At 70.1% G+C, this 20631-nt stretch carries 23 protein-coding genes; 11 read left to right on the forward strand and 12 right to left on the reverse strand.

The window, feature by feature from the left end:
• Positions 1-59: 59 nt before the first annotated feature.
• From ACWIGI_RS37255 to ACWIGI_RS37265, 3 genes are all read right to left on the reverse strand, one after another.
• Positions 60-1481, reverse strand: coding sequence for a glycosyltransferase 87 family protein (locus ACWIGI_RS37255; protein WP_454208284.1), 1422 nt, complete (start codon positions 1479-1481; stop codon positions 60-62).
• A gap of 412 nt (positions 1482-1893) precedes the next feature.
• A complete protein-coding gene (locus ACWIGI_RS37260) occupies positions 1894-3234 on the reverse strand; it encodes a hypothetical protein (protein WP_454208285.1) in 1341 nt (446 codons plus the stop codon).
• 4 nt (positions 3235-3238) lie between these two features.
• On the reverse strand, positions 3239-4312 hold the full coding sequence (locus tag ACWIGI_RS37265) for a DUF3089 domain-containing protein (protein ID WP_454208286.1): 1074 nt from the start codon (positions 4310-4312) through the stop codon (positions 3239-3241).
• An 87-nt stretch (positions 4313-4399) separates the two neighbouring features.
• Here ACWIGI_RS37265 and ACWIGI_RS37270 point away from each other — a divergent pair, with 87 nt between their 5' ends.
• Complete coding sequence (locus ACWIGI_RS37270; protein WP_454208287.1) at positions 4400-5092, forward strand: TetR family transcriptional regulator; 693 nt, start codon at positions 4400-4402, stop codon at positions 5090-5092.
• 214 nt (positions 5093-5306) lie between these two features.
• On the forward strand, positions 5307-6140 hold the full coding sequence (locus tag ACWIGI_RS37275) for a DUF1295 domain-containing protein (RefSeq protein ID WP_454208326.1): 834 nt from the start codon (positions 5307-5309) through the stop codon (positions 6138-6140).
• A gap of 3 nt (positions 6141-6143) precedes the next feature.
• Here ACWIGI_RS37275 and ACWIGI_RS37280 read toward each other — a convergent pair whose 3' ends face one another.
• From ACWIGI_RS37280 to ACWIGI_RS37300, 5 genes are all read right to left on the reverse strand, one after another.
• The gene (locus ACWIGI_RS37280) at positions 6144-7118 is read right to left on the reverse strand and encodes an alpha/beta hydrolase (protein ID WP_454208288.1); all 975 of its coding nucleotides are present in this window, start codon (positions 7116-7118) and stop codon (positions 6144-6146) included.
• A gap of 128 nt (positions 7119-7246) precedes the next feature.
• Entirely contained in the window at positions 7247-7567 is a 321-nt protein-coding gene (locus tag ACWIGI_RS37285) for a hypothetical protein (RefSeq protein WP_454208289.1), read from the reverse strand.
• 173 nt (positions 7568-7740) lie between these two features.
• Complete coding sequence (locus ACWIGI_RS37290; RefSeq protein WP_454208290.1) at positions 7741-8193, reverse strand: DUF4259 domain-containing protein; 453 nt, start codon at positions 8191-8193, stop codon at positions 7741-7743.
• A gap of 108 nt (positions 8194-8301) precedes the next feature.
• The gene (locus ACWIGI_RS37295; RefSeq protein ID WP_454208291.1) at positions 8302-8796 is read right to left on the reverse strand and encodes a hypothetical protein; all 495 of its coding nucleotides are present in this window, start codon (positions 8794-8796) and stop codon (positions 8302-8304) included.
• A 204-nt stretch (positions 8797-9000) separates the two neighbouring features.
• Positions 9001-9807, reverse strand: coding sequence for a GntR family transcriptional regulator (locus ACWIGI_RS37300; RefSeq protein WP_454208292.1), 807 nt, complete (start codon positions 9805-9807; stop codon positions 9001-9003).
• Between the two features lie 96 nt (positions 9808-9903).
• Between ACWIGI_RS37300 and ACWIGI_RS37305 the strand changes: the two genes are divergently transcribed.
• The 8 genes from ACWIGI_RS37305 (at position 9904) to ACWIGI_RS37340 (ending at position 17027) form a co-directional block, all read left to right on the forward strand.
• Positions 9904-11019, forward strand: coding sequence for a TIGR03364 family FAD-dependent oxidoreductase (locus ACWIGI_RS37305; RefSeq protein ID WP_454208293.1), 1116 nt, complete (start codon positions 9904-9906; stop codon positions 11017-11019).
• Positions 11020-11090: 71 nt separating this feature from the next.
• Positions 11091-11744: a phosphonatase-like hydrolase gene (locus tag ACWIGI_RS37310; protein WP_454208327.1), complete on the forward strand. Its 654-nt coding sequence runs from the start codon at positions 11091-11093 to the stop codon at positions 11742-11744.
• An 85-nt stretch (positions 11745-11829) separates the two neighbouring features.
• Positions 11830-12897, forward strand: coding sequence for a 2-aminoethylphosphonate ABC transporter substrate-binding protein (locus ACWIGI_RS37315; protein ID WP_454208294.1), 1068 nt, complete (start codon positions 11830-11832; stop codon positions 12895-12897).
• Positions 12898-12932: 35 nt separating this feature from the next.
• Positions 12933-14117, forward strand: coding sequence for an ABC transporter ATP-binding protein (locus tag ACWIGI_RS37320; protein ID WP_454208295.1), 1185 nt, complete (start codon positions 12933-12935; stop codon positions 14115-14117).
• Positions 14114-14359 (forward strand): hypothetical protein, encoded by a 246-nt coding sequence (locus tag ACWIGI_RS37325; protein WP_454208296.1) that lies wholly within the window; start codon positions 14114-14116, stop codon positions 14357-14359. Before ACWIGI_RS37320 ends, ACWIGI_RS37325 begins: the two co-directional genes overlap by 4 nt.
• A complete protein-coding gene (locus tag ACWIGI_RS37330) occupies positions 14356-15252 on the forward strand; it encodes a 2-aminoethylphosphonate ABC transporter permease subunit (protein WP_454208297.1) in 897 nt (298 codons plus the stop codon). The genes ACWIGI_RS37325 and ACWIGI_RS37330 overlap by 4 nt, the downstream gene beginning before the upstream one ends.
• A 3-nt stretch (positions 15253-15255) precedes the next feature.
• A complete protein-coding gene (locus ACWIGI_RS37335) occupies positions 15256-16053 on the forward strand; it encodes an ABC transporter permease (protein ID WP_454208299.1) in 798 nt (265 codons plus the stop codon).
• 26 nt (positions 16054-16079) lie between these two features.
• Positions 16080-17027, forward strand: a complete 948-nt coding sequence (locus tag ACWIGI_RS37340) for a DUF6301 family protein (RefSeq protein WP_454208300.1) — start codon at positions 16080-16082, stop codon at positions 17025-17027.
• Here ACWIGI_RS37340 and ACWIGI_RS37345 read toward each other — a convergent pair.
• Both ACWIGI_RS37345 and ACWIGI_RS37350 read right to left on the reverse strand, forming a co-directional pair.
• Positions 17002-17601, reverse strand: a complete 600-nt coding sequence (locus ACWIGI_RS37345) for a DUF7691 family protein (RefSeq protein WP_454208301.1) — start codon at positions 17599-17601, stop codon at positions 17002-17004. The two genes, ACWIGI_RS37340 and ACWIGI_RS37345, sit on opposite strands and share 26 nt — an antisense overlap.
• A 146-nt stretch (positions 17602-17747) precedes the next feature.
• On the reverse strand, positions 17748-18113 hold the full coding sequence (locus ACWIGI_RS37350) for a MerR family transcriptional regulator (protein WP_454208302.1): 366 nt from the start codon (positions 18111-18113) through the stop codon (positions 17748-17750).
• A 49-nt stretch (positions 18114-18162) separates the two neighbouring features.
• Between ACWIGI_RS37350 and ACWIGI_RS37355 the strand changes: the two genes are divergently transcribed.
• Positions 18163-19275 (forward strand): alkene reductase, encoded by a 1113-nt coding sequence (locus tag ACWIGI_RS37355; RefSeq protein WP_454208303.1) that lies wholly within the window; start codon positions 18163-18165, stop codon positions 19273-19275.
• Positions 19276-19354: 79 nt separating this feature from the next.
• Here ACWIGI_RS37355 and ACWIGI_RS37360 read toward each other — a convergent pair whose 3' ends face one another.
• Complete coding sequence (locus ACWIGI_RS37360) at positions 19355-19732, reverse strand: hypothetical protein (RefSeq protein WP_454208304.1); 378 nt, start codon at positions 19730-19732, stop codon at positions 19355-19357.
• A gap of 326 nt (positions 19733-20058) precedes the next feature.
• Entirely contained in the window at positions 20059-20418 is a 360-nt protein-coding gene (locus ACWIGI_RS37365) for a DUF4254 domain-containing protein (protein ID WP_354989989.1), read from the reverse strand.
• Between the last annotated feature and the right edge of the window lie 213 nt (positions 20419-20631).

Raw genomic sequence — 20631 nt, forward strand, 5'->3', positions numbered from 1 at the left:
GGTCGCGGGGAGCTCCCGCAGAAGGGGTTCCACATCGATATCAGGCGAGATGGACAGCGTCACCTACGACTCCGATCCGGGACATGTGCGCGGGTAGTTGGGGCGGGACCGGCGACACCCGTGCGATTCCGGGACAGCAGCACGAAGGCCACGGTCAGGACGCACAGCAGCGGGTAGCAGCCGGCGTAGAACGGCACCGCGAGATAGGACCACCAGTCCGGAATGTCGTCGCGCGGCAGCATGAACAGGCCGATGCCGATGGGATGCGGGGACTCCGCGAGCGGCGGGCGGTCCGGGTAGTTCCACCACCAGCAGAAGGCGATGGACAGCACGGTCGCCAGGGGTAGCAGGCCCCGGCGATCGGCGGCGGTGCGGGCGTGCTGCAGGGCGAGCACGGCCAGCGGCACGAACCACACCCAGTGGTGCCCCCAGGAGAACGGGGACGCGCACGCCGAGGTCATGCCGGTGATGGTGACCGCCAACAGGATTCGGCCGGTGCGGTGGGCCACGACGGCGGCGGCCAGGCCGAGTGCCACGACGGGTAGCGCGGCGGCCAGCCACAGCCACGTCGGCGGGGTGTACACGGCCCACCCGGACGCCTCGGAGATGAATCCGTCGGCGTCCAGGAACCGGAGCAGCTGCGCGAGAAAGCCGTTGATCGATTGGTTGCCGGGCGAATCGACCGAGCCGACCCGCCCGGAGGTGGTCACCTGCGCACCCCAGTAGGTCCACGAGTCGCGCGGGCGCGCGAGGAATCCGACGCCGACGGTCCCGGCGAAGGCCGCGGTCGCGACGGCGAGGGTGCGCCACTGCCGGGTGCACGCCAGGTACAGCAGGAAGAACGCGGGGGTCAGCTTGATGCCGGCGGCGACCCCGACCCCCAGCCCGCGCAGCCGGGCCGCGGGCGGGCGGGTGAGATCCCAGACGATCATCAGGACCAGGAAGACGTTGATCTGCCCGAGCCAGATGGTCGAGCGCACGGGTTCCAGCGCGGTGCACAGCACGGCGAGCAGCACCGCGAACGCCCATGTCCGCGCGGTGTTCTCGTACCGCAGCACGCGCAGGCAGCGGGCGACGAGCGCGATCAGGGCCGCCATGATGGCCAGCCACCAGATCACCTTGGCGGCGGTGAGCCCGAGCAGGGCCAGGGGGACGAACGTCAGTGCCGCGAACGGGGTGTAGGTGAACTCCATCTCCCAGATCACCGGGCCCCGATAGAGCGGGTTCCGGTCCAGCAGCGCCTGCCCGCCCGCGCGGTAGACCTGCATGTCCAGGTCGCAGCTGAACAGGCCGTAGTACGGATTGCCCAGGGGCAGCGCGAAGACGTGCCAGACCAGTACGCCCACCGCCAGGACCGCGCACACGGCCAGCACGGGGTCGGCCACCGCGCGGGCGGCCGTCGATGTCCCGCGCGGGGCGGAATCCGCGGCGACCGGGTGGGCGATCGCGGGCTCGGTGCTGTTCACGGGGGCGGCGCTCACCGTCGTCTCCTGTTCGGCAGAACTGTTGCGTCGATCAGGGCGAGGGCCGGAAACGATTCGCCCGTACTGATATGCGGCCGGGATGGAAATCGACCGGGCAAAGAATGGGGGTATTTCAGCCGAAGCGAATACTAGCGGCATCGTTACCCCCTCCGAAGCCACGAAACACCCCAAAAGCGGCTTACCGGACAGGATTTCGGAATCAATTCGGCGAATTCGATGGCGACAGCACGCCGAAGTCACAAAAGCGACAGGGCCGCACCCCCGAACGGAGTTGCGGCCCTGGAGAAAAAGACGGACGGCGGGATTCCCACGCCGGACAAATGGGTACTCGAATTGCCTTGCGCCCGCGCACTGTCCGGCGCTGCGCTTTTCTCGCTGGTCAGACGGTATTCACGCGAGTGAAACGGCCTCAATTACCGCCGCAGCCGGTCGCTTCGAAATCCGCGACGGTCCGGTAGTACTCGCCGCCGGGATAGTACGGGCCCATTCCCGCCGCTTCGGAGCCGCGCGTGAGGTTCTGAATCGCCTCGGCGAAGTCCGGATCGGGAATCATGTTGCGCACCATCAGTACCGACTGCGGCAGCGCGCCCGCGGGCAGCCAGGCGACGCCGCATTCGAGGCGGGCATTCGCCGGACGCCGTGGCCCGGTCGAGACGGCGATCGTGTAGAAGCCCTGCGCGTCAACGGGAATCTGCTCGTCGTACACGCACTGATACACCGCCGTCGACCACGGATTGTTCGAGCACACCGACCAATACCGCACCTGGCCGGCGCTCATGCGGGCGGTGCCGTCCAGGGTGCGCGGCGCGGTCGGCGCCTTGCCGCGCAGGACCAGAACCTCGCCCAGGCCGGTGTCCATGGTGGTGGCGATGTATTTGTTGTCCGGATTGTCGAAGAAACCACCCGCGGCGCCGAGGCGTTCGGTCACCTCCTGCACCCGGGGCAGCACGGTGTCACCGGTGATCTCGTTGCCGAACAGCAGTCCCGCGATAGCGGTGGCCAGATTGGTGAATTTGGACCAGCTCGGCGGATTGGTGCCGAACAGACCGACCGCCGGTGTGTCGAACAGGGACGCGCCGGTGCCGGGATCGGTTGGCGGCTGCGGATATCCGGCGGGCGCGCACGCGGGCACCGGGGTGCGCCGCCCGTCGGCCGCCACCAGGGTCACCGCGGGCAGGGGCACGCCGCCCGCGAGGTCGGCGCCGGTGTCGGGCAGGTACACGCGGATCAGGAACAGCGCGCCGTTCTCCGCGGTCGAGCGGGTGCCGTCGGAGCTGGTGGTGTACAGCGTGTTCGCCGGGCGGCCGGTCTCCGGGGCGCGGCCGTCGACGAGCCGGACCGTGTAGGAACGGTTTTCGGCGGTGCGGTCGGCGCCGGGCAGGAAGGGGTTGGCCGATCCGGCGTCGGGGACGATGGCCTGGTCGTTGAGGCCGTCGACGGAGGTGGAGGTACGACTGTAGGTGGCCATCGACAGATAGCGGGCGTGCGGGAACTGCCCGCTGATTTCGATGTACCCGCCCTGCGGGACCGGCATGTTCGAGCCCCAGTAGGTGGCGCCGGTGTCGGGATAGGCGATGTTCACCCGGTCCGGTCCGGCCTGGAATCCCCACGCGCACGAGGTATTCGGGCCGAGCAGTATGTTGCCGGCCGGGGCGGCCGTACCGGCGCCCGCGAGTATCGTCGTCGCGCCCGCCAGCACGGTCGAGGCCAGCGCGAGCCGCGCGGCCCGGCCGCGGAATCCGTCGAGCATGTCGTTATTCCTCGTTGTCCAGGTAGGTGCGCGCCTGCGCGGCGACGATATCGACGAGATCGGGTTGCGCGAGATTCACATCCCACAGGTGCAGACCCCATGTGGGATCGGGGACGACCGGCAGCGCGGTCGCCGCGGGCGCGCCGGTGCCGGGACCGCCGCCGTCGATCATGAGCACGTGCGGCCCGTCGCCGGTGGTGCAGGATCCGGTGTAGGCCCGCACCTGAAGACCACCGACCGAACTGCGCAGCGTCCGATCGGAGCGGCCGGTGAGCGGCCCCGGATCGGTGCACAGCACCTCGTACTCCGGTCCGAAGACGAAACGTCCACGGGTGCCGGAGGTTCCGGCCTCGGTGGGCGCGAAACCGTAGCGGGTCCCGGGCGGCGGGGTGACCGCGAAGGCCGAATACGCGATGACGCAGCCGATCTGGGCGGGGGCGGTACACCCAGGGACGGAGTAGAAGTCGCCGCCGACCAGCTCACCCCGGCGCACCAGCACGTTGCTGCCCGGCACGATCGCCGAGATCAGCTGCCGCTGCGCCGGCTGCCCGTCGATCCGATTGCGGATCAGCGCGCGCAGCATGGTCGACCCCTGCGAATGCCCGATCAGCACGACGCCGCGACCGTTGTTGTGGTGCGCGAGGTAGTCCTGCCAGGCGCTCTCGAGACTGTCGTAGGCCACGTCGAGCGCCGCCGATCGCGCGGGGCCCGGCGAGTTCTGCAGGCCGCGCAGCGTGCTCTGCCGGTACACCGGAGCCCAGACGTTGCAGGCCGCCCCGAACGGCTCGGCCTGCTGCCGCGCGATGAACCGCTGCTCGGGCCCGGGGGTCAGGTCGGCGTTGTCCCCGGCCTGCGTCGAGATGGTCGGGTACACGTAGAAGCAGTCGACGGGCGCGTCCGACCGGCCCCCGCAGGGGTCCTCCGCCTGCCCCGGGCGGCACAGCCACACCGTCTCCGGCTCGGCGGCGCGGGCCGCCGACACCGGCACGATGCCCAGGGCCGCGGCCAGCAGTGCCATGGTCACGGCGATCTCGGCGCGGGCGGGCCGCCGCCGGGCCGGACTCGTCTTCGAGCGCATGCGCGGAATCTAGCAGGCCACCGCGGTGTCCGGCGGTGCAGCGCGCGGCTGTCGAAAGGCTCGGGATAACGCGGTTACCCTTGCGGGGTGGTTCGAGAGCAAGAGTCGGAGGTGACGGCGCGCATCCTCGCGGTCGTGCAGGAACTACTGGCCGCCGACGGCTACAACGGCGTGCAGTTGCGCACGGTCGCCGCCCGGGCGCACGTCTCGCTCACGCGCATCTACAAGCTGTTCCCCACGCGGGACGATTTGATCCTGGTCGCGCTCGAGCGGTGGATGGCCGAGCACTCCTACGCCGAGGTCGAGTTGCCCGCGCCCGACGAGTCGGTGCGCGACGCGCTGAACCGCGTGCTGCACTGCGTGTTCGAACCGTGGGAGCGCAATCCGCGGATGCTCGAGGTGTACCACCACGCGCGCTCGGGGCCCGGTGGCCAGCGCCTGGACGAGCAGGGCCTGGCGGCCGTCATGCCGGTCGCGGTGCACGCGCTGCGCGACCTCGATCCGGAGTACATCCAGGATCTGGCGATCATCCTCACCAACATGGTGCTGTCACTGATCAGCCGATTCGCCACCGGCACACTGGAAATCACCGGCATCCTGCCGATTCTCGAGCGCACCGTCTACCGCCTCACCGCCGACAACGAGACCGCCAGCCGCCAGCGCACCCCGAATTCCGGGGACGGTCCGGTCACCGCGTCGCTGGCCGATATCTCCGAGAGTCTGGTGCAGCCGGTCACCCGGCCGGGCGCCGAACCGCCGCGCGGCGCGGCCCGGGCGTGATCCGCGCGGCCGATCGCGCACCCGCCCGGCCCGAGTGAAACGTGTTACATTTTTGACCCCGCGGCCGAGGTCCGGGCGGTTCACGCTCGGGCTCGGGCCGCGGCCGGTAGGAGGTGACGGGTCGGTGCGGTCCCGGGACGATGGTTCGCCGTCGATCAGAAGCAAGTCGTCGTCACTACTGCTCGTCACCGCGTCGTACGTGGTGGCGACAGCGGTGGCCGGGGCGTGGCTGGCCTGGGGGCCGGGCACCGATCGCCCGCTGCTCGACGTGCTGATCGCGGACGTGCTGGCCACCCTCGTGATATTCGGATTCAGCCGGGCATACCGCAATTCGAGCTTCTACGACGCCTACTGGAGCGTCATCCCACCCCTCATGCTGGTGTACTGGTGGGCCGGGAGCGAGCCGGGCGTGGATCAGCTGCGCTGCTGGCTGATCGCGACGGTGATGCTGCTGTGGGCGGTGCGGCTCACCGGGAACTGGGTGTACGCCTTTCCCGGTCTGCACCACGAGGATTGGCGCTATCCGATGCTGCGCGAGCGGGCCGGGCGCTTCGGCTTCCTGGCCGATCTGGTCGCGATTCACCTGGTGCCCACCGGCCAGGTGTTCCTGGGCATGATTCCGGTGTACGTGGCCGTGACGCGGCCGGGCGAGAGCGTGACCTGGCTGCTGTGGGTGGCCTTCGCGCTCGGAATTGCCGCGGTGGCACTGGAGTTGGTCGCGGACACCCAGATGCACCGGTTCGTCGCGCGGCGCACGCCGGGCCAGGCGATGGACACCGGGCTGTGGAGCTGGTCGCGGCATCCGAACTACTTCGGCGAGGTGAGCTTCTGGACGTCCATGGCGCTGTTCGGGGTAGCCGCCGCGCCGGGTGACGCGTGGTGGTTGTTCGTCGGGGCGCTGGCGATGCTGGCGATGTTCCTGGGCGCGAGCATCCCGATGATGGAGCAGCGCAGTCTGGCGCGGCGGCCGGAGTACCAGGACGTGATCGACCGGGTGTCGAAGTTCTTCCCGCGCCCGCCGCGGCCGCGCGTCCCGGCCCGGGGGTAGTGCTCAGACGCCGAGCGCGGCGGCGAACACCGGCCAGGAATCGTGCAGGTCGTCCTGCCAGTACGGCCACGCGTGCGTCCCGGACCGGAAGACCGTGGTGGCCGGAATACCCAGGGCCGCAAGGCGACCGGTGAGCGAGAGGGTGCAGTCGCGCACGACGCTCTCCATGGCGCCGCCGACCAGCATGCGGTCGGCCAGGCGGGCGACGTCGCCACCGATGGACGGATCCGCGAGGGTGTCGTGCACGCCCGGCGCGCCGTTGCCCGCCGAGATGTACAGGGCCGTACCGCGCAGCCGCTCGGCGTTGACGACCGCGTCGTTGGCGACCCAGGCCGGATCGTCGGGCGACCACATGTTGTCCGGGTTCGCGCCGAACAGGCGCAGCGAGGAGCGCACGACCGCGCGGGCGAAGGGGTCGTTGGTGCGCGGGCAGCCGCTGAACGCGCCGACCGCGCTGAAGTGGCCGGGCGCGGCCAGGGCCAGGGCCAGCGCCGAGGACGCCGACATGGAGATGCCGGCGACGGCGTTGCGCCCGTTCAGTCCGAAGCGGTCGCCGAGCACCGCGGGCAGTTCGTCGAGCAGGAAGCTCGACCACTTGTTGCGGCCCAGCGCCGGATCGTCGACCGCCCAGTCGGTGTACTGCGAGGCGCGGCCCCCGATGGGCTGGATCACCGTGACCGGCTTGTCGGCGAAGAAGTACGCGGCGTCGGTGCGATTGGTCCACGGCCCGCCGGACTCGCCGCCGTCGATGGCGTTGAGCAGGTACAGCGCGGGCGCGGAGCCACCCGCGTGCGAAATCCACACCGGCACGGTGCGATCCATGGCCGCGGAGTAGACGGTGGCCTCGTACTGGCGGCCGCCGAGGGGGCGTACGTCCAGGAGCGCGGGCGCACCGCCCGGGGCGGCGGTCGCCACCCCGGGCACAAGTACGGCTATCGCGGCGAGCAGGACGAGCAGACAGAGCGAGGGCCGGCGCATGAGGGGATTATTCCCCGGCAGCGGCCCGGATTCCGGTAGCAGCGCGCGGTGTCGCCGCACGGAATCCGCACGGCGGACCGGTGGTTCGGCTAACGGGTGGCGACGGTCGGTTCGTCTGGGGCGGGAACTCAGGGGGTGAGCAGGTGGTTGGGGCAGTAGGTCATGATGTCGATCTCGGTGGCGGTCATGCCGTTGATGCCGACGTTGGTGCCCGGGTGCATCCGGTCGAAGGCGATGAGCACGCCCTTGCGGCCGGGGTTGCGCTCGATGTCGGCACAGGTCTTGCGCCCCAGCTTGATCGAGAGCTGTTTGAAGGCATCGGACTGGTTCTGATCACCCATCAGCAGCAGCCGCAGTTCGTCCTGCGGCGCGTACGCGTGGGCCTGCACGGAACCGGCCAGCGACAGGGCGGCGGCGGCGATGCCGACCGCGACGATCCGACGAAACACGTGAACCCGCCTTCCATCTCCACTGATACCCGGCCGCTATGACCGGTGCCCGGAATCTACCGGCCCGATCCCCCCGAACCGGGGATTGCGACCGGCCCCGCACGGGATCAGACCGAAAAGTCCGCAATGCCGGTGCCCGCCTCGACAGGCGGGCACCGGCGGGCGCTCGGGCGCTAGAGCGGCAGGGCGGAGCGGTGGGCCTCGGCGGCGGGCAGCAGGACCCCGCGCAGCTCGGCGATGCCGGCGAAGACCTCGTCGGGACTGTCGGCGTCCGCGTCGGTCCACAGCTCGAACCACTCCGAGTCCTCGCCGACCACTCGGGTCAGGGCCCGAATCGCCAGGGCGGCAATATCGTCGGAGAAGGCGATGGTGCCGCCCTCGACCAGGAAGGCGGGGGCGTAGTGCGAGGTGATCGGCGTGCCGCCGGGCAGGGTCGAGGCCACGATGGCGGCGGCCGCGACGGCCGCGGACGCCTCGTGGTCGTCCAGGTAACCGGTGGTCTCGGCGGTCACCGTCAGCGCCCGGCGCACCAGTTCGGCCCGCTGCGCGGGGTCCGCGTCCTGGAGCGCGCCGCACCAGTCGGCGGCGCTGTCGTTGTCGAACGGCCCGGTGTCCCAGGTACCCATCAGCATCCTTTCGTCGGTACCGGCACCGTACGCACTCGGGCCGACAAAACTCGGCACCGGCACGGAAGTTCTTTCGGCCGACCAGGATTCGCGGGTGAGCGGGCGCGGCTACGGCGCGAGCATGCGGGGCGGGTACGGCTGCAGGTCGATCGTCGCCACCAGGTCGCCGTAGGGGGCGGTGCCGTGGGAGAAGCGATGGCCGATGCGGGCCAGGGTCGAGCGGAGACCGTGTTTCGTGCGGACGCTCTCGTTCAGGCGGGCCGCCCAGTGGTCGTCGCGGACGATGCGGACGATGCCGTAGTGCTGACGACTGCCGAGCGCGGGTCTACCGCGCCAGTCCCCGGCCTGGATCACCACCCGGCGGTCGCGAGCGAGCTGCTCGGACTCGATGTCGTAGGAGGAGAGCAGAAAGTTCAGCCGGCCGTACTCGGCGGGCAGGACCAGGTGTGGCGTCGTGGCGATGCGGTTCGGTGCGATCGGGCGGGTTACCAGCACCGACAGCGCGTTCCACCACATCGCTCCGGGTTGTGCCGCCGCGTTGGCGGCGGGCAGGGTATTTCCGCGTAGATTCACGGCGGCCGTCGGCGCGGGGCGCATGGTCACGGTAGATCTCCAAACTCGTTGTTCTTCAGTACCTTTCGAACCCAAGCCCGGAAATGGGCAGGCGGGAAGAACAACCTCGGACGCCCCCGCGCCGATGAGTGAGCGCCGCAATTGTCCCGATCTCGAGGTTAGCCTCGCTTACGAATCCGTGCCACGACCGACACGACGCGGCCCCGGGACCAGCGATAACGATTGGCGCACCCGTCAATCGGTCAGCGTCGCCTGGAACGCGATGCGGTCGCCGCGGTAGAGCGAGCGCACATGTTCGATGGCGATCCCCTCGGCGTCGACGCTGCGGCGATGCAGCAGCAGCATCGGCAGCGCGGTGGTGCACTCGAGCAGCGCGGCCTCGCGCGGGGAGGCCAGCACCGTCTGAATGCGTTCGGTGGCGCCGGCGTAGACGACGCCCATGGCCCGGGTCGCCGCGTACAGCGAGGTCTGCGGGTCGTAGCCGGCCCGCAACGGGGCGAACCGCGGCAGCGGCATGAAGGTGGACTCGAGGCCGATGCGCTCGCCGTCGGCCAGCAGCACACGCTCGAGATGCATGACCCGCGTGCCCGGCGCGAGGCCCAGGGCCGCCGCGGTATCGGAATCGGCGGGTTCGTCGGTCCAGCCGACCAGCTCGCGCCCGGGTGTGCGACCGAACTCGAGCGCGCCCTCGGTATAGGAGCGCAGGGACAGCGGCTGCACCATCTTCGGACGCGAGACCACCGTGCCCCGGCCCTGACGGCGAACGCGGCCCTCCACCAGCAACTCTCGCACCGCCTGACGCACGGTTTCCCGCGCGACCCCGCACCGCAGCGCCAGCTCGCGCTCGGACGGGAGCGGATCGCCCTCGCCCAGTTCGCCCAGCAGCGATTCGAGTTCGGTGCGCACCCGGTACGACTTGGGCAGGCGCGCCTCGGCGTTCGCGGACGATGCGAGGGAAGACGCTGGGCCGGAAGCTGTTTCGCCAGGGGCACGGCGACCGGTCCGCGGGCCGCCCACCCCGGCAACCTCGGTTGTGTCCATGCGCCCAGCATACAGATGATTGGTCTATACCAATTGTTTACCCAGCGTTATCCCACGAAACACTCCTAGGTCTAGACCATTGGCCACGATGAGCCCATGCGATTGGTGATTATCGGCGGCGGCATCCTCGGCACCGCCCACGCGCTCGCCGCCATCCGGCGCGGGCACCGGGTCGTACAGCTCGAGCGCGAGGTCGAGGCCCGCGGCGCGACCGTGCGCAACTTCGGCCTGGTCTGGGTCTCCGGGCGCAGCGCGAACGAACTCGACCTCACCCTGCGCTCGCGGCAACTGTGGGAGGAGATCGGCGGGCGGGTGCCGGGCGTCGGCTTCCGCGCCACCGGGTCCCTGACCCTGGTGCGCACCGAACACGAGCTGGCGGTCGCCGAGGCCGCGGCCGCGGGCCCGGCCGCCGCGGACCGCGGATTCGAACTGCTCGACGCCGACCGGGTGCGCGCGTTGAACCCCGCGCTGCGCGGCAAATTCCTTGCCGGACTGCACTGTTCGGCCGACGCCGCGGTCGAGTCCCGGCAGGCGCTGCCCGCGCTGCGCCGCTACATGGAAGCCACCGAGCGGTACAGCTTCTTCGCCGGCGCCGAGGCGCGCACCATCACCGGCGGCACGGTGATCGACGATCGCGGCCGCCGGCACGAGGGCGATCTCGTGCTGGTCTGCCCCGGCGCCGCGCATTCCGGACTGACCCGCGAACTCGTCGGCGACATCCCGGTCCGCCGCGTGCGGCTGCAGATGATGCAGACGGCCCCGCTCGGCGAGCCACTGCCCACCGCCGTGGCCGACGGGGACAGCTTCCGCTACTACCCCGCCTTCGCGGGCGCGGAACTCGATCGCCTGAATCTCGAACAGGCGCAGCCGTTCACCGCCGCCCAGCACAAGATGCAGCTGCTCATGGTGCAGCGCCTGCACGGCGGGCTCACCATCGGCGACACCCACGAGTACGACGAACCGTTCGCCTTCGACGTGGACGAGGCGCCGTACGAGCACCTGATCTCGGTGTCCGAGGAACTGCTCGGCCGCAAGCTGCCGCAGGTGGTGCGCCGCTGGGCGGGCGTGTACAGCCAGTCCGTCGATCCCGGCGCGATCGTGACCCGCGCACAGGCGAGCGAGTCCGTCTGGGTGATCACCGGACCGGGCGGGCGCGGCATGACCCTCGGTCCCGCGCTCGGCGAACAAACCGCCGACCTGCTGCACCTGTGACCACCCACCGACCACGACCCGACAGGGGAATCATCTTGTCCGACAAGCGTATCGACCTCGCCGTGCTGGATATGGCGGGCACCACCGTCGCCGACGACGGGCTGGTGGAACGCGCCTTCGAGGCCGCGGTCACCGCCGCGGGCATCCCGGCGCAGGGCCCCGAGCGCGAGGCCGCCCGCGCGTTCGTCCTGGACACCATGGGGCAGTCCAAGATCTGGTGCTTCCGCACGCTGCTCGGCGACGAGGACCTGGCGCAGACCGCGAACCGCGCCTTCGAGGCGGCGTACACCGAACTCGCCGAAGAAGCCGGTGTCGCACCGATTCCCGGCGCGGCCGAGGCCATCGCCGAACTGCGCGCGGCGGGCGTGAAGGTCGCCCTGACCACGGGCTTCAGTCGCGACACCCAGGACCGGCTGTTGCGCGCGCTGGACTGGACCGAGATCGCCGACCTGACCCTGGCGCCCTCCGACGCCGGACGCGGGCGCCCGTACCCCGACCTGGTGCTCACCGCGGTGCTGCGCCTGGAGATCGATGCCGTGGATCGCGTTGCGGTACTGGGCGATACGACCAGCGACATCGCCACCGGCCTGGCCGCCGGCGCGCGGATCGTCGCGGGCACGCTCACCGGCGCGCACGGGGAGGAACAGCTGCGCGGCGCGGGCGCGACCCACGTGCTGCCGTCGGTCGCCGACTTCGCGCGCCTGGTCCTGGACCAGCGGGCCTGATCCCGAAGACCCCCCGCGTTCCCGGACGCGGGGTTCACCCTATCCCTTCGACTCGCCTCCCCTCGAACCGAAAGTTGTAGTCACCGTGCGTAATACGAACAACCGCCTCGCACGCACCCTCGCCCGCACCGCTCTCGTCCTCACCTCGGCCACCGCGCTCGCGTTCGGGCTGACCGCCTGCGGCGGCACCGGCACCGACGCCGGCGACGGCAAGACCGTCACCGTGTACTCCGCCGACGGCGTCGGCGACTGGTACAAGAACCAGTTCGCGAAGTTCAAGGACCAGACCGGCATCGCGGTCAATCTGGTGGAGGCGGGCTCGGGTGAGGTCGTCAACCGGGTCGACAAGGAGCAGTCCAACCCGCAGGCCGACGTGATCGTCACCCTGCCGCCGTTCATGCAGAAGGCCGACAAGCAGGGCCTGCTCGAAGCCAGCGGCGTGGACACCGCCGCCTTCCCGGCCGCGGACAAGGACGCGAACGGCAAGTGGGTCACCCTGGCGGGCAACTACCTCTGCTTCATCGCCAACCCGTCGGTCGACGCGGCCAAGCTGACCTGGGACGACCTGCTGAAGCCCGAGTACCAGGGCAAGCTGCAGTACTCCACCCCCGGCCAGGCCGGTGACGGCACCGCCGTGCTGATCCTGCTGCAGCAGCTCTACGGCAAGCAGGGCGCGCTGGACTACCTGACCAAGCTGCAGGTCAACAACGTCGGACCGTCCTCCTCGACCGGCAAGCTGCAGGCCAAGGTCGACAAGGGCGAGATCCTCATCGCCAACGGCGACATCCAGATGAACCTGGCGACCGTGAAGGAGAAGGGCTCCAAGTTCAGCGTGTTCTTCCCGGCCGCGGCCGACGGCAAGGCCAGCACCGTGGCGCTGCCGTACCTGATCGGCCTGGCCAAGGGCGCCCCGCACAGCGCCGAGGGCAAGCGGCTCATGGAGTTCCTGCTCTCGGCCGAGGTGCAGAAGACCCTGCCCGAGGCGAACGCGGTGTCCGCGCGCACCGACGCCAAGGACGCGCCCGCCGCGGGCAACGGCCCCTCCCCCGCCGCGCTGGTCAAGAACGTCGAGATCGTGCGGCCGGACTGGAACCAGGTCCTGACCGATCTCGACGCCGACATCGCGGCGTACACGAAGGCCACCGGCAGCTGATTTTCCCGATCCCGCAGAGCCCAGGAGCAGCAACCATGTCCTCCGCGTTGACGACATCCACGGCGACGGCGACCACCGCCGGCGAGCCGGCCATCGTGTTCGACCGGGTCGGGGTCACCTACCGTCGCGGTCGCACGACCACCGTCGCACTGGCCGATTTCACCCTGCGCGTCGCCGCGGGGGAAACGGTTGCGCTGCTGGGACCCAGCGGGTCCGGCAAGTCCACCGCGCTCAAGGCGCTGGCCGGGTTCGTCCGGCCCACCTCGGGCGCGGTGCGGCTGGCCGGGCGCGAGGTCACCAACCTCTCCCCCGCCAAACGCGGCATCGGGGTGGTGGTGCAGTCCTACGCGCTGTTCCCGCACATGCGGGTCAGCGAGAACGTGGCCTTCGGGCTGAAGGCACATCGGGTGCCGCGCAAGGAGATCGGCGCGCGGGTGACCGAGGCGCTGGAGATGGTCGGCATGGGCGCGTACGCCGCGCGACTGCCGCGCGAGCTCTCGGGCGGACAGCAGCAGCGGGTGGCCATCGCCCGCGCGCTGGCCATCCGGCCGAAGGTGCTGTTGCTCGACGAGCCGCTCGCGGCGCTGGACGCGCAACTGCGCCAGTCCATGCTCGGCGAGCTGCAGCAGTTGCGAAAGGCGTTGCCGGACACGGCGATGCTGTACGTGACACACGATCAGTCCGAGGCGCTGGCGCTGGCCGACCGGATCGCGGTCATGCGTGACGCCCGGCTGGTCGACATCGACACCGCCCGCAATCTGTGGCGACAGCCCGCGACCGAGTTCACCGCCTCGTTCCTGGGCGGCGCGAACCTGTTGCCCTGCACCGTGAATCACGTGTCGGGGACGGCGGCGCTGGTCACCGTCGGTACGCACACGCTGCGGGCGGAGGCCCCGTTGCCGGGTATCGGGCGGCCGGACTGGGCGCCGGACGCGCGGGCGCAGTTGTGCGTTCGCCCGCACACGGTGCGGATCGTGCCGCTGACGGAGCGAGATGCCCTGCGCGGCACGGTGACAACCGCCGTGTGGAAGGGCGCGGTGACCCGGCTGCACCTGTCGGTTCCCGGGATTCCCGGGGAGCTGATCGCCGAGACGCCGGGGCACACCGAACTGGTGGCCGGTGATCACGTGGGTGTTCGCTTCCCCGATCCGGCGGGTGTGCTCATTCCGCCGGGCATCGGGACCGACGCGGCCGCCGACCATCCCGAGGTGCGGGCATGAGTGACGCACTGCCGCAACGGCATCGCGTGGATGCCGGCGAGGTGCTCGGGCTCGCCGGGCCGGAGATGACGGTGCGGTCCGGCGCGGCCGGGCCATCGCACCGGATCGCGGCGACCGGGTCGGCGTCATCGGGCTCGGCCACGGCTGCGGACGCACCGGCCGCGCCCCGGTCCGACGCTCTCGACGGGTGGGCGGACCTCTTCTCGACCGTGGCGGCCGTGCGCGACAGGAGGCGGGCATGACCGCGCTACTCGAAACACCTTCCGCACCAGCGGATCCGGAGCCGCCCGCGCGGCGGCGCGCCCTGCGATCCGTCGCCTGGACGCTGCCGCCCGTGCTGGTGGTGCTGCTCATCGCGGCCTACCCGATCTGCCGGGTGCTGTGGGAATCGACGGCGACCGCGGACGGCGGGCGGGGCCTCGGAACCTGGACCGGCGTGCTGGCCGAGTCCTCGTTCCGGAACGCGCTGTGGCGCACCGTGTCCATCGCGGTGTGCTCGACCATCGGCTGCCTGATACTGGGCACGTTCCTGGCGATCGTGCTGGCGTTCATCCCCTTTCCGGGATCGCAGCTGGTGGGCAGGCTCATCGACACCGTGCTGACGCTGCCCTCGTTCCTGGTCACCCTGGCGTTCACGTTCCTGTACGGCACCGCCGGCGCGGTGAACGCGTTCATCTCCCGGCTCACCGGGAATTCCGAACCGGCGCTGAACTTCCTGAGCACGCCGTGGGGCATCATCCTCGCCGAGATCACCTTCTTCACCCCGTTCGTGGTGCGGCCGCTGCTGGCGGGGTTCGCGCAGCTCTCGCGCGAGCAGCTGGACGTGGCGGCGAGCCTGGGCGCGTCGCCGTGGCGGGTGCTGCGCTCGGTGGTCATGCCCGAGGCGTGGCCCGCGCTGGCGGCGGGCGGCAGCCTGGTGTTGCTGTTGACGCTCAACGAGTTCGGCATCGTGCTGTTCACCGGCGCCAAGGGCGTGATCACGCTGCCCGCGCTGATCTACACGCGCGGCATCGTCACCTTCGATCTGCCGGGCGCCGCGGTGCTGGCGTCGGTGCAGGTGCTGCTGTCACTGAGCCTGTACCTCGGGTACCGGCTGCTGTTCGCCCGCCTGACCGGAACCCGTGGGGAGAGCTGAATCATGCTGGTGTGGACCCGTTCCGGGCGGCTCGCGGTACTCGCGTTCTTCGCCCTGGTGGTCGTCGTCGTCTTCGTCGCGCCCATCGCGACGGTGGTGGCGGCCGCCCTGGCCGGGCGCTGGACCGGCCCGCTGCCCTCGGATCTCGGCTTCGCGAACTTCGGCCGCGCCCTCGAGGGCGAACAGGCGGCCAGTCTGTCGGTGAGCCTGCAGACGGCGCTGCTGGCCGGCGCGGTCTCGCTGGTGCTCGGGACCTGGGCGGCGCTGGCCGCCCGCGAGGCCCCGCGCTGGCTGCGCCGCGTCACCGACGCGGTCTTCCACCTGCCCGTCGCGATCCCCTCGGTGGCGATCGGCCTCGGCGTCCTGATCGCCTTCAACGAGCGCCCGCTGCTGCTGGGCGGCACCAAATGGATCGTGATCGTGGCCCACACGGTGCTGGTCCTGGCCTACGCCTTCAGCGGCGTCTCCGCCGCCCTGGACCGCCTCGACCCCGGCTATCGCCAGGCCGCCGAGTCCCTGGGCGCGGGCCCGGTCCGGGTGCTGTTCCGCATCACCCTGCCCCTGCTGCTCCCCGCCCTCGGCGCGGCCGCCGGCCTGGCGATAGCCCTCTCGATGGGCGAACTGGGCGCGACGATCATGGTCTACCCCGCGACCTGGAAGACCCTCCCCGTCACGATCTTCGCCGCCACCGACCGCGGCGAGGTGTTCGACGCCGCCGCCAGCACAACCCTCCTGGTCCTGACGACCCTGATCGCCCTGGTCCTGCTCGGCCGCCTGAAAGGCCGGGCGGCCCTACGCTGACGGTGGCCCCCGCTACCATCCCCGCCGTGAGGATCGACATCGACCGCGTGGCCCGAATAGCCGCCACCGCAGCGGAATTCGACTGGACCTGGCGCCCCGCCGACCTGCCGCGCTTCTGCTCGGAGACCGGGTGGAAGATCGCCGCCGAGAACGCCCGGTCGGCGCGTCTGGTGACCGACATGACTCCGGACCGCCCCACCGCCACGGCCTCCTACGGGTCGTACCCCTCCGGGGATCGATCCGATGCCGGCCTACGACTGGAGTACCTCTCGATCGTCCTCACGGAGACGGAAGACCTGATGGACGAACGGGTCACCGCGCTCCGCAAGGAGCTGGAAGATGCGATCGGCGCGCAGCTGGGCACCCACGCGGTGACCCGGCGCGGCGCGGAGGTACCGACCTGGGGTTCGCCCCGTGCCCGCATCTCCCTGCACGCCGATTCCCGTTCGATCGCACTCGATGTCGTCAACCCGCGGTACTTCGACCGCACGGGCATTGGTGTGCAACCGAGCTTCGTCACGGCCGGGTATGTCCGGGACAACGAGTGGACGGTGTTCGCCGACGCGCTGGCGTGGACACTGTGGCGGCTTCCGGCTCCCAGCTACCTCATCGTGCACGCCTCGGGCGGTCGCTTCGCGCAGTTCGCGGTGGTCCACGACGAATTGTCCGCCGAGATCTCCAGCAACACCTGGCTGGAGCCGGAGTTCCGGATGACGGATTCGGAAGAGATCCGGATGACCGAGTTGGGGTGGTTGCCGTACAGCGAAGAGGGCTGCCCCAACTGGTATCACGATGTCGCTTTCCCGGCCGGCGAGCCGGATTTCGCGGCGTCCGCGCGCCGAGCGGTCACCACGCTGCGTGAAGTCTTTCACCGTCCCGGTCCCAGCGGGTTACGGGTGGAGGCGTGGACCGTCGAAACGCGCCTGGTTCCCGATCTCACGGCCCTGCTTACCGGGCGAATCCCCCTGTCGTGAAGGAGAAGCCCGCCACCCCGCGCCCGGGTGAGGACGCGGCCTTCCGAGCCCACTGCATCGACCGATCGGCCCACTCACGGGTGTCGTCGTCGAGGGTTGCCAGCTGCTCCGGAGTGAGCGCGTCCCACTGCGAGCATGCCCGCACGCAACTCTCGTGGCTCCATTCGCCGTAGCCGCCGCCAGTGTTGGACAGCGGCGCGGGGTAGCCGCCTTCGAAGGCTGTCAGGCGGATGTCGACGCCGATCCCGTTCAGGCGCTCGTCCACCTGTGCGAGCCGACCGCGGCGATACGGCTCGTGGCGGTCCACGTACTCCGCGTAGAACTCGCAGATCGTCTCGAAAGCGTTGGTGTACCAATGCTCTTCACCGTCGGCGTAGGGACCCCCGTTGATCACCGCGTGCACCGCCTCGGCCGGGGTCGGCTGCTCATCGTAGGAACGAAAGTTCTCGTTCACATGCGCGAACTCGTCCTCGAACCGCGTCTCGATCATCCGCCGCAGCCTGTCGTCGCCCAGCCCGATGGCTTCCACGGCCTTCGCCAGATCGACGACGTAAATCCTCACGAATCTGCCCACCGAACGACCCTATCGGGCGGTCACGACACGAATCGCGTTCGCGCACAACGCGAGGCGACCCGCGAGCAGGCGGCGAACCACCGCCCGATCGAAGGCCCGCGCGGGCAGTCCTCGACCGCGACCCGCGACGGCGACGGCGATCCGATTCACGCCGGGGGCGGGGTGGCGGCGTTGATCACGCCCTCGAGGACCTCGTGGGCGCGGTGCAGGTCCTTGATCGTGGCCTCTATGCGATCGCGTTCGGCGGTGAGGGTGCGCAGGAGGTAGGGGGTGGCCACCGCGGTGGGGGTGCCGTCCTCGTCGTTGATGCAGGGTAGGAGGCCGACGATCGTGCGGCTGTGCAGGCCGGCGGCGTACATCTCCTGGATCCGCAGGACCCGATCCACGGCGGTCTCGCGGTAGTCGCGCTGACCGCCGGGGGTGCGGGTCGAGGCCAGCAGGCCCTGGGACTCGTAGTAGCGCAGGGAGCGCACGCTCACGCCGGTTCGGTCGGCCAGTTCACCGATGCGCACGACATTTCTCCTTGCACCTGACATTGATGTCAGGTTCTACGGTACCGGCATGATGCTGCTGACCGAATATCGCGGACCCCACCTGTTCCTGCCGAACAGAGTGATCATGTCGCCCATGACGCGGCTGCGCTCGCACCCCGACGGCTCGCCCACCGCCGACGTCGCCGACTACTACGCCCAGCGCGCCACCGCCGGACTCGTTGTCACCGAAGGAATCTGGCCGCACAGCAGCGGTCAGAGCGAGGCGTGGGTGCCCGGACTGCAGACCGTCGAGCACGTGCGCGCGTGGCGCGTGGTCACCGAGGCGGTGCACGCGGCGGGCGGGCGGATCTTCGCCCAGCTCATGCACGGCGGGCGCAAGGGGCACCCGCTGGCGCGGATCGACGGCAGCATGCCCGCGGGCGCGTCGGCGGTCGTCGACCCGGAGCGGGTGCACCTCATCGCCGGGGGCAAGGCCGACCCGATCGTGCCGCGGGCGATGACCACGGCAGAGATCGACGCCGTCGTCGACCACTTCGCCGACGCGGCCCGCAACGCCGTCGCCGCCGGATTCGACGGCGTGGAGTTGCACGGCGCGAACAGCTATCTGCTGCACCAGTTCCTGGCCGACAACACCAACCTGCGCACCGACGAGTACGGCGGGTCCATCGCGAACCGCGTGCGGCTGCCCTTGCGGATCGTGGACGCGGTGGCGGCCGCCATCGGCGCGCACCGCACCGCGATCCGCCTGTCCCCCGGCAACCCGCAGTTCGACATGATCGAACGCGACCCGGCGCCGCTGTATCGGCACCTGGTAGCCGAGTTGAACACGCGCGGACTCGCCTACCTGCACCTCACCGACGACGACGCCTACGCTGCCCTGGCCGACCTGCGACCGCTGTGGAGCGGCACGCTCATCGCCAACGTCGGCGAGAACCGCACACCCACCACCGCTCCCGAGGCCGAGCGCGTGCTCACCGACGGAACCGCGGACGCCGTCTCCTTCGGCCGGGCCTTCATACCCAACCCGGATCTGGTGCACCGGATCGCACACCAATTGCCGCTGGCACCCCTGCGCGAGGAGTTTCTGTACGGTCGCGACGCACGCGGATACAGTGACTATCCACGCGTGAGTGAAACACTCGTTTCGAGTCCCGCGAATAGCGGCGTGAACCCGCGCTGAAACACAATTCCGCGAATTGGGAAGTTGGGCCTAATACCGAATGGTCGGTATTAGGCCCAACCATTTCCCCGGGGAGGGATCAGCCCGGGAAATCCAAGTCCGCGGCCGCCGCCAGCAGCGCACGGGAGTGGGAATCATCCGCGTCGCGGATCAGGCCGGCCGCCAGGAGATACGCCGCGGCCATGCGCAGCGCGGAATCCTGAAGTCCGGTGAGGGTTTCGGTGAAATCGGCGGCCTTGGCCTCGAAGCCGCGCCCCAGCTGCCGCGCGGAATCGAATCCGCCCCAGCCGCCGGCGCCCCGTAGCCGCCGAGCCCGCTCGACCTGCGGATCGAGCGAGTCGGCGAAGCGCAGGAAGTGGGTGGCGCAGCGCCGCGCGGGCGCCTCCGCCATCCGAAAGGCCCCCTGGGCCGCCCGGGAGTACAACTGATCACCCGCGGTTACTCCGGTGTACAGCACGGCATCGTCCCCTTACCGAACTCGTCATCCCCTACCGAGCTCGATCGACCCACTGTGAAATGCCTTTTCCCACCCGGGCTTTCGCCGGATGTGTCAGGCTGAGGGGATCCCGGACGGGCGTGCCGCGCCAGTCGACCACGCGGCACGCCGGGCGGGGCGCCCCGTTGCGCCCGCCGTCTGGAGGCGGGCGACGTCCGCGGTACAGGTGCGCTACTGGTCCGATAGCGCGACCCGGTTGACGTCACCGCTGGCTACAATGCTCCGCCGCACGCGTCGATTGCGTCAATGCGCTTGCGTGGCAACGCAGGCGAACGCGGTGCGCGGAATCACTGTTCAGGCAAACGACGCCGGCCACCGGCCACGTCGATTACGAGATCAGTGTAACCGTCCACCAGCTCGGCGAGGTGGTACCAGTGTTTATGGGTATTGTCGCTGCCCGCGCCCTCGTGATCGATCACCTGATTCGCTTCTACCCAGCTCCGGGCCATGCGATCGACGACCGCGCCCAGACTCTCGGTGTGCAGCGCGGCGCCGTTACGGTGCTGCGGCAGTTCCTGTTCCACCCAATCGTTGATATCGTCAACGAGTTCGCCCCGGCGACAATCGATCTCGGTGACCAACATGGGGTCTCGGACTTGGCCGCGACGTTCGTGCAACTCGGCGAGAGCATGCGCTGAACGCAACAGGACTCGATCTTGAAATCGCCTGCCCTGGAACGCGCAGAGCAATTGCGGCGCGGTCGGCAGGACGCCGGCTATCGACATGGTCATCGGAACTCCCCGTACGTGCCCGCTTGCATCACTAATAGCACCAACATGATTGGTCTCCGGATTTCAGCTATACCGCTCATCGGATCGGCTGTTCACGAATAGGCTAGCCGAATCATGCTCTTACAAATG

Source organism: Nocardia sp. NPDC055321 (genome assembly GCF_053645575.1).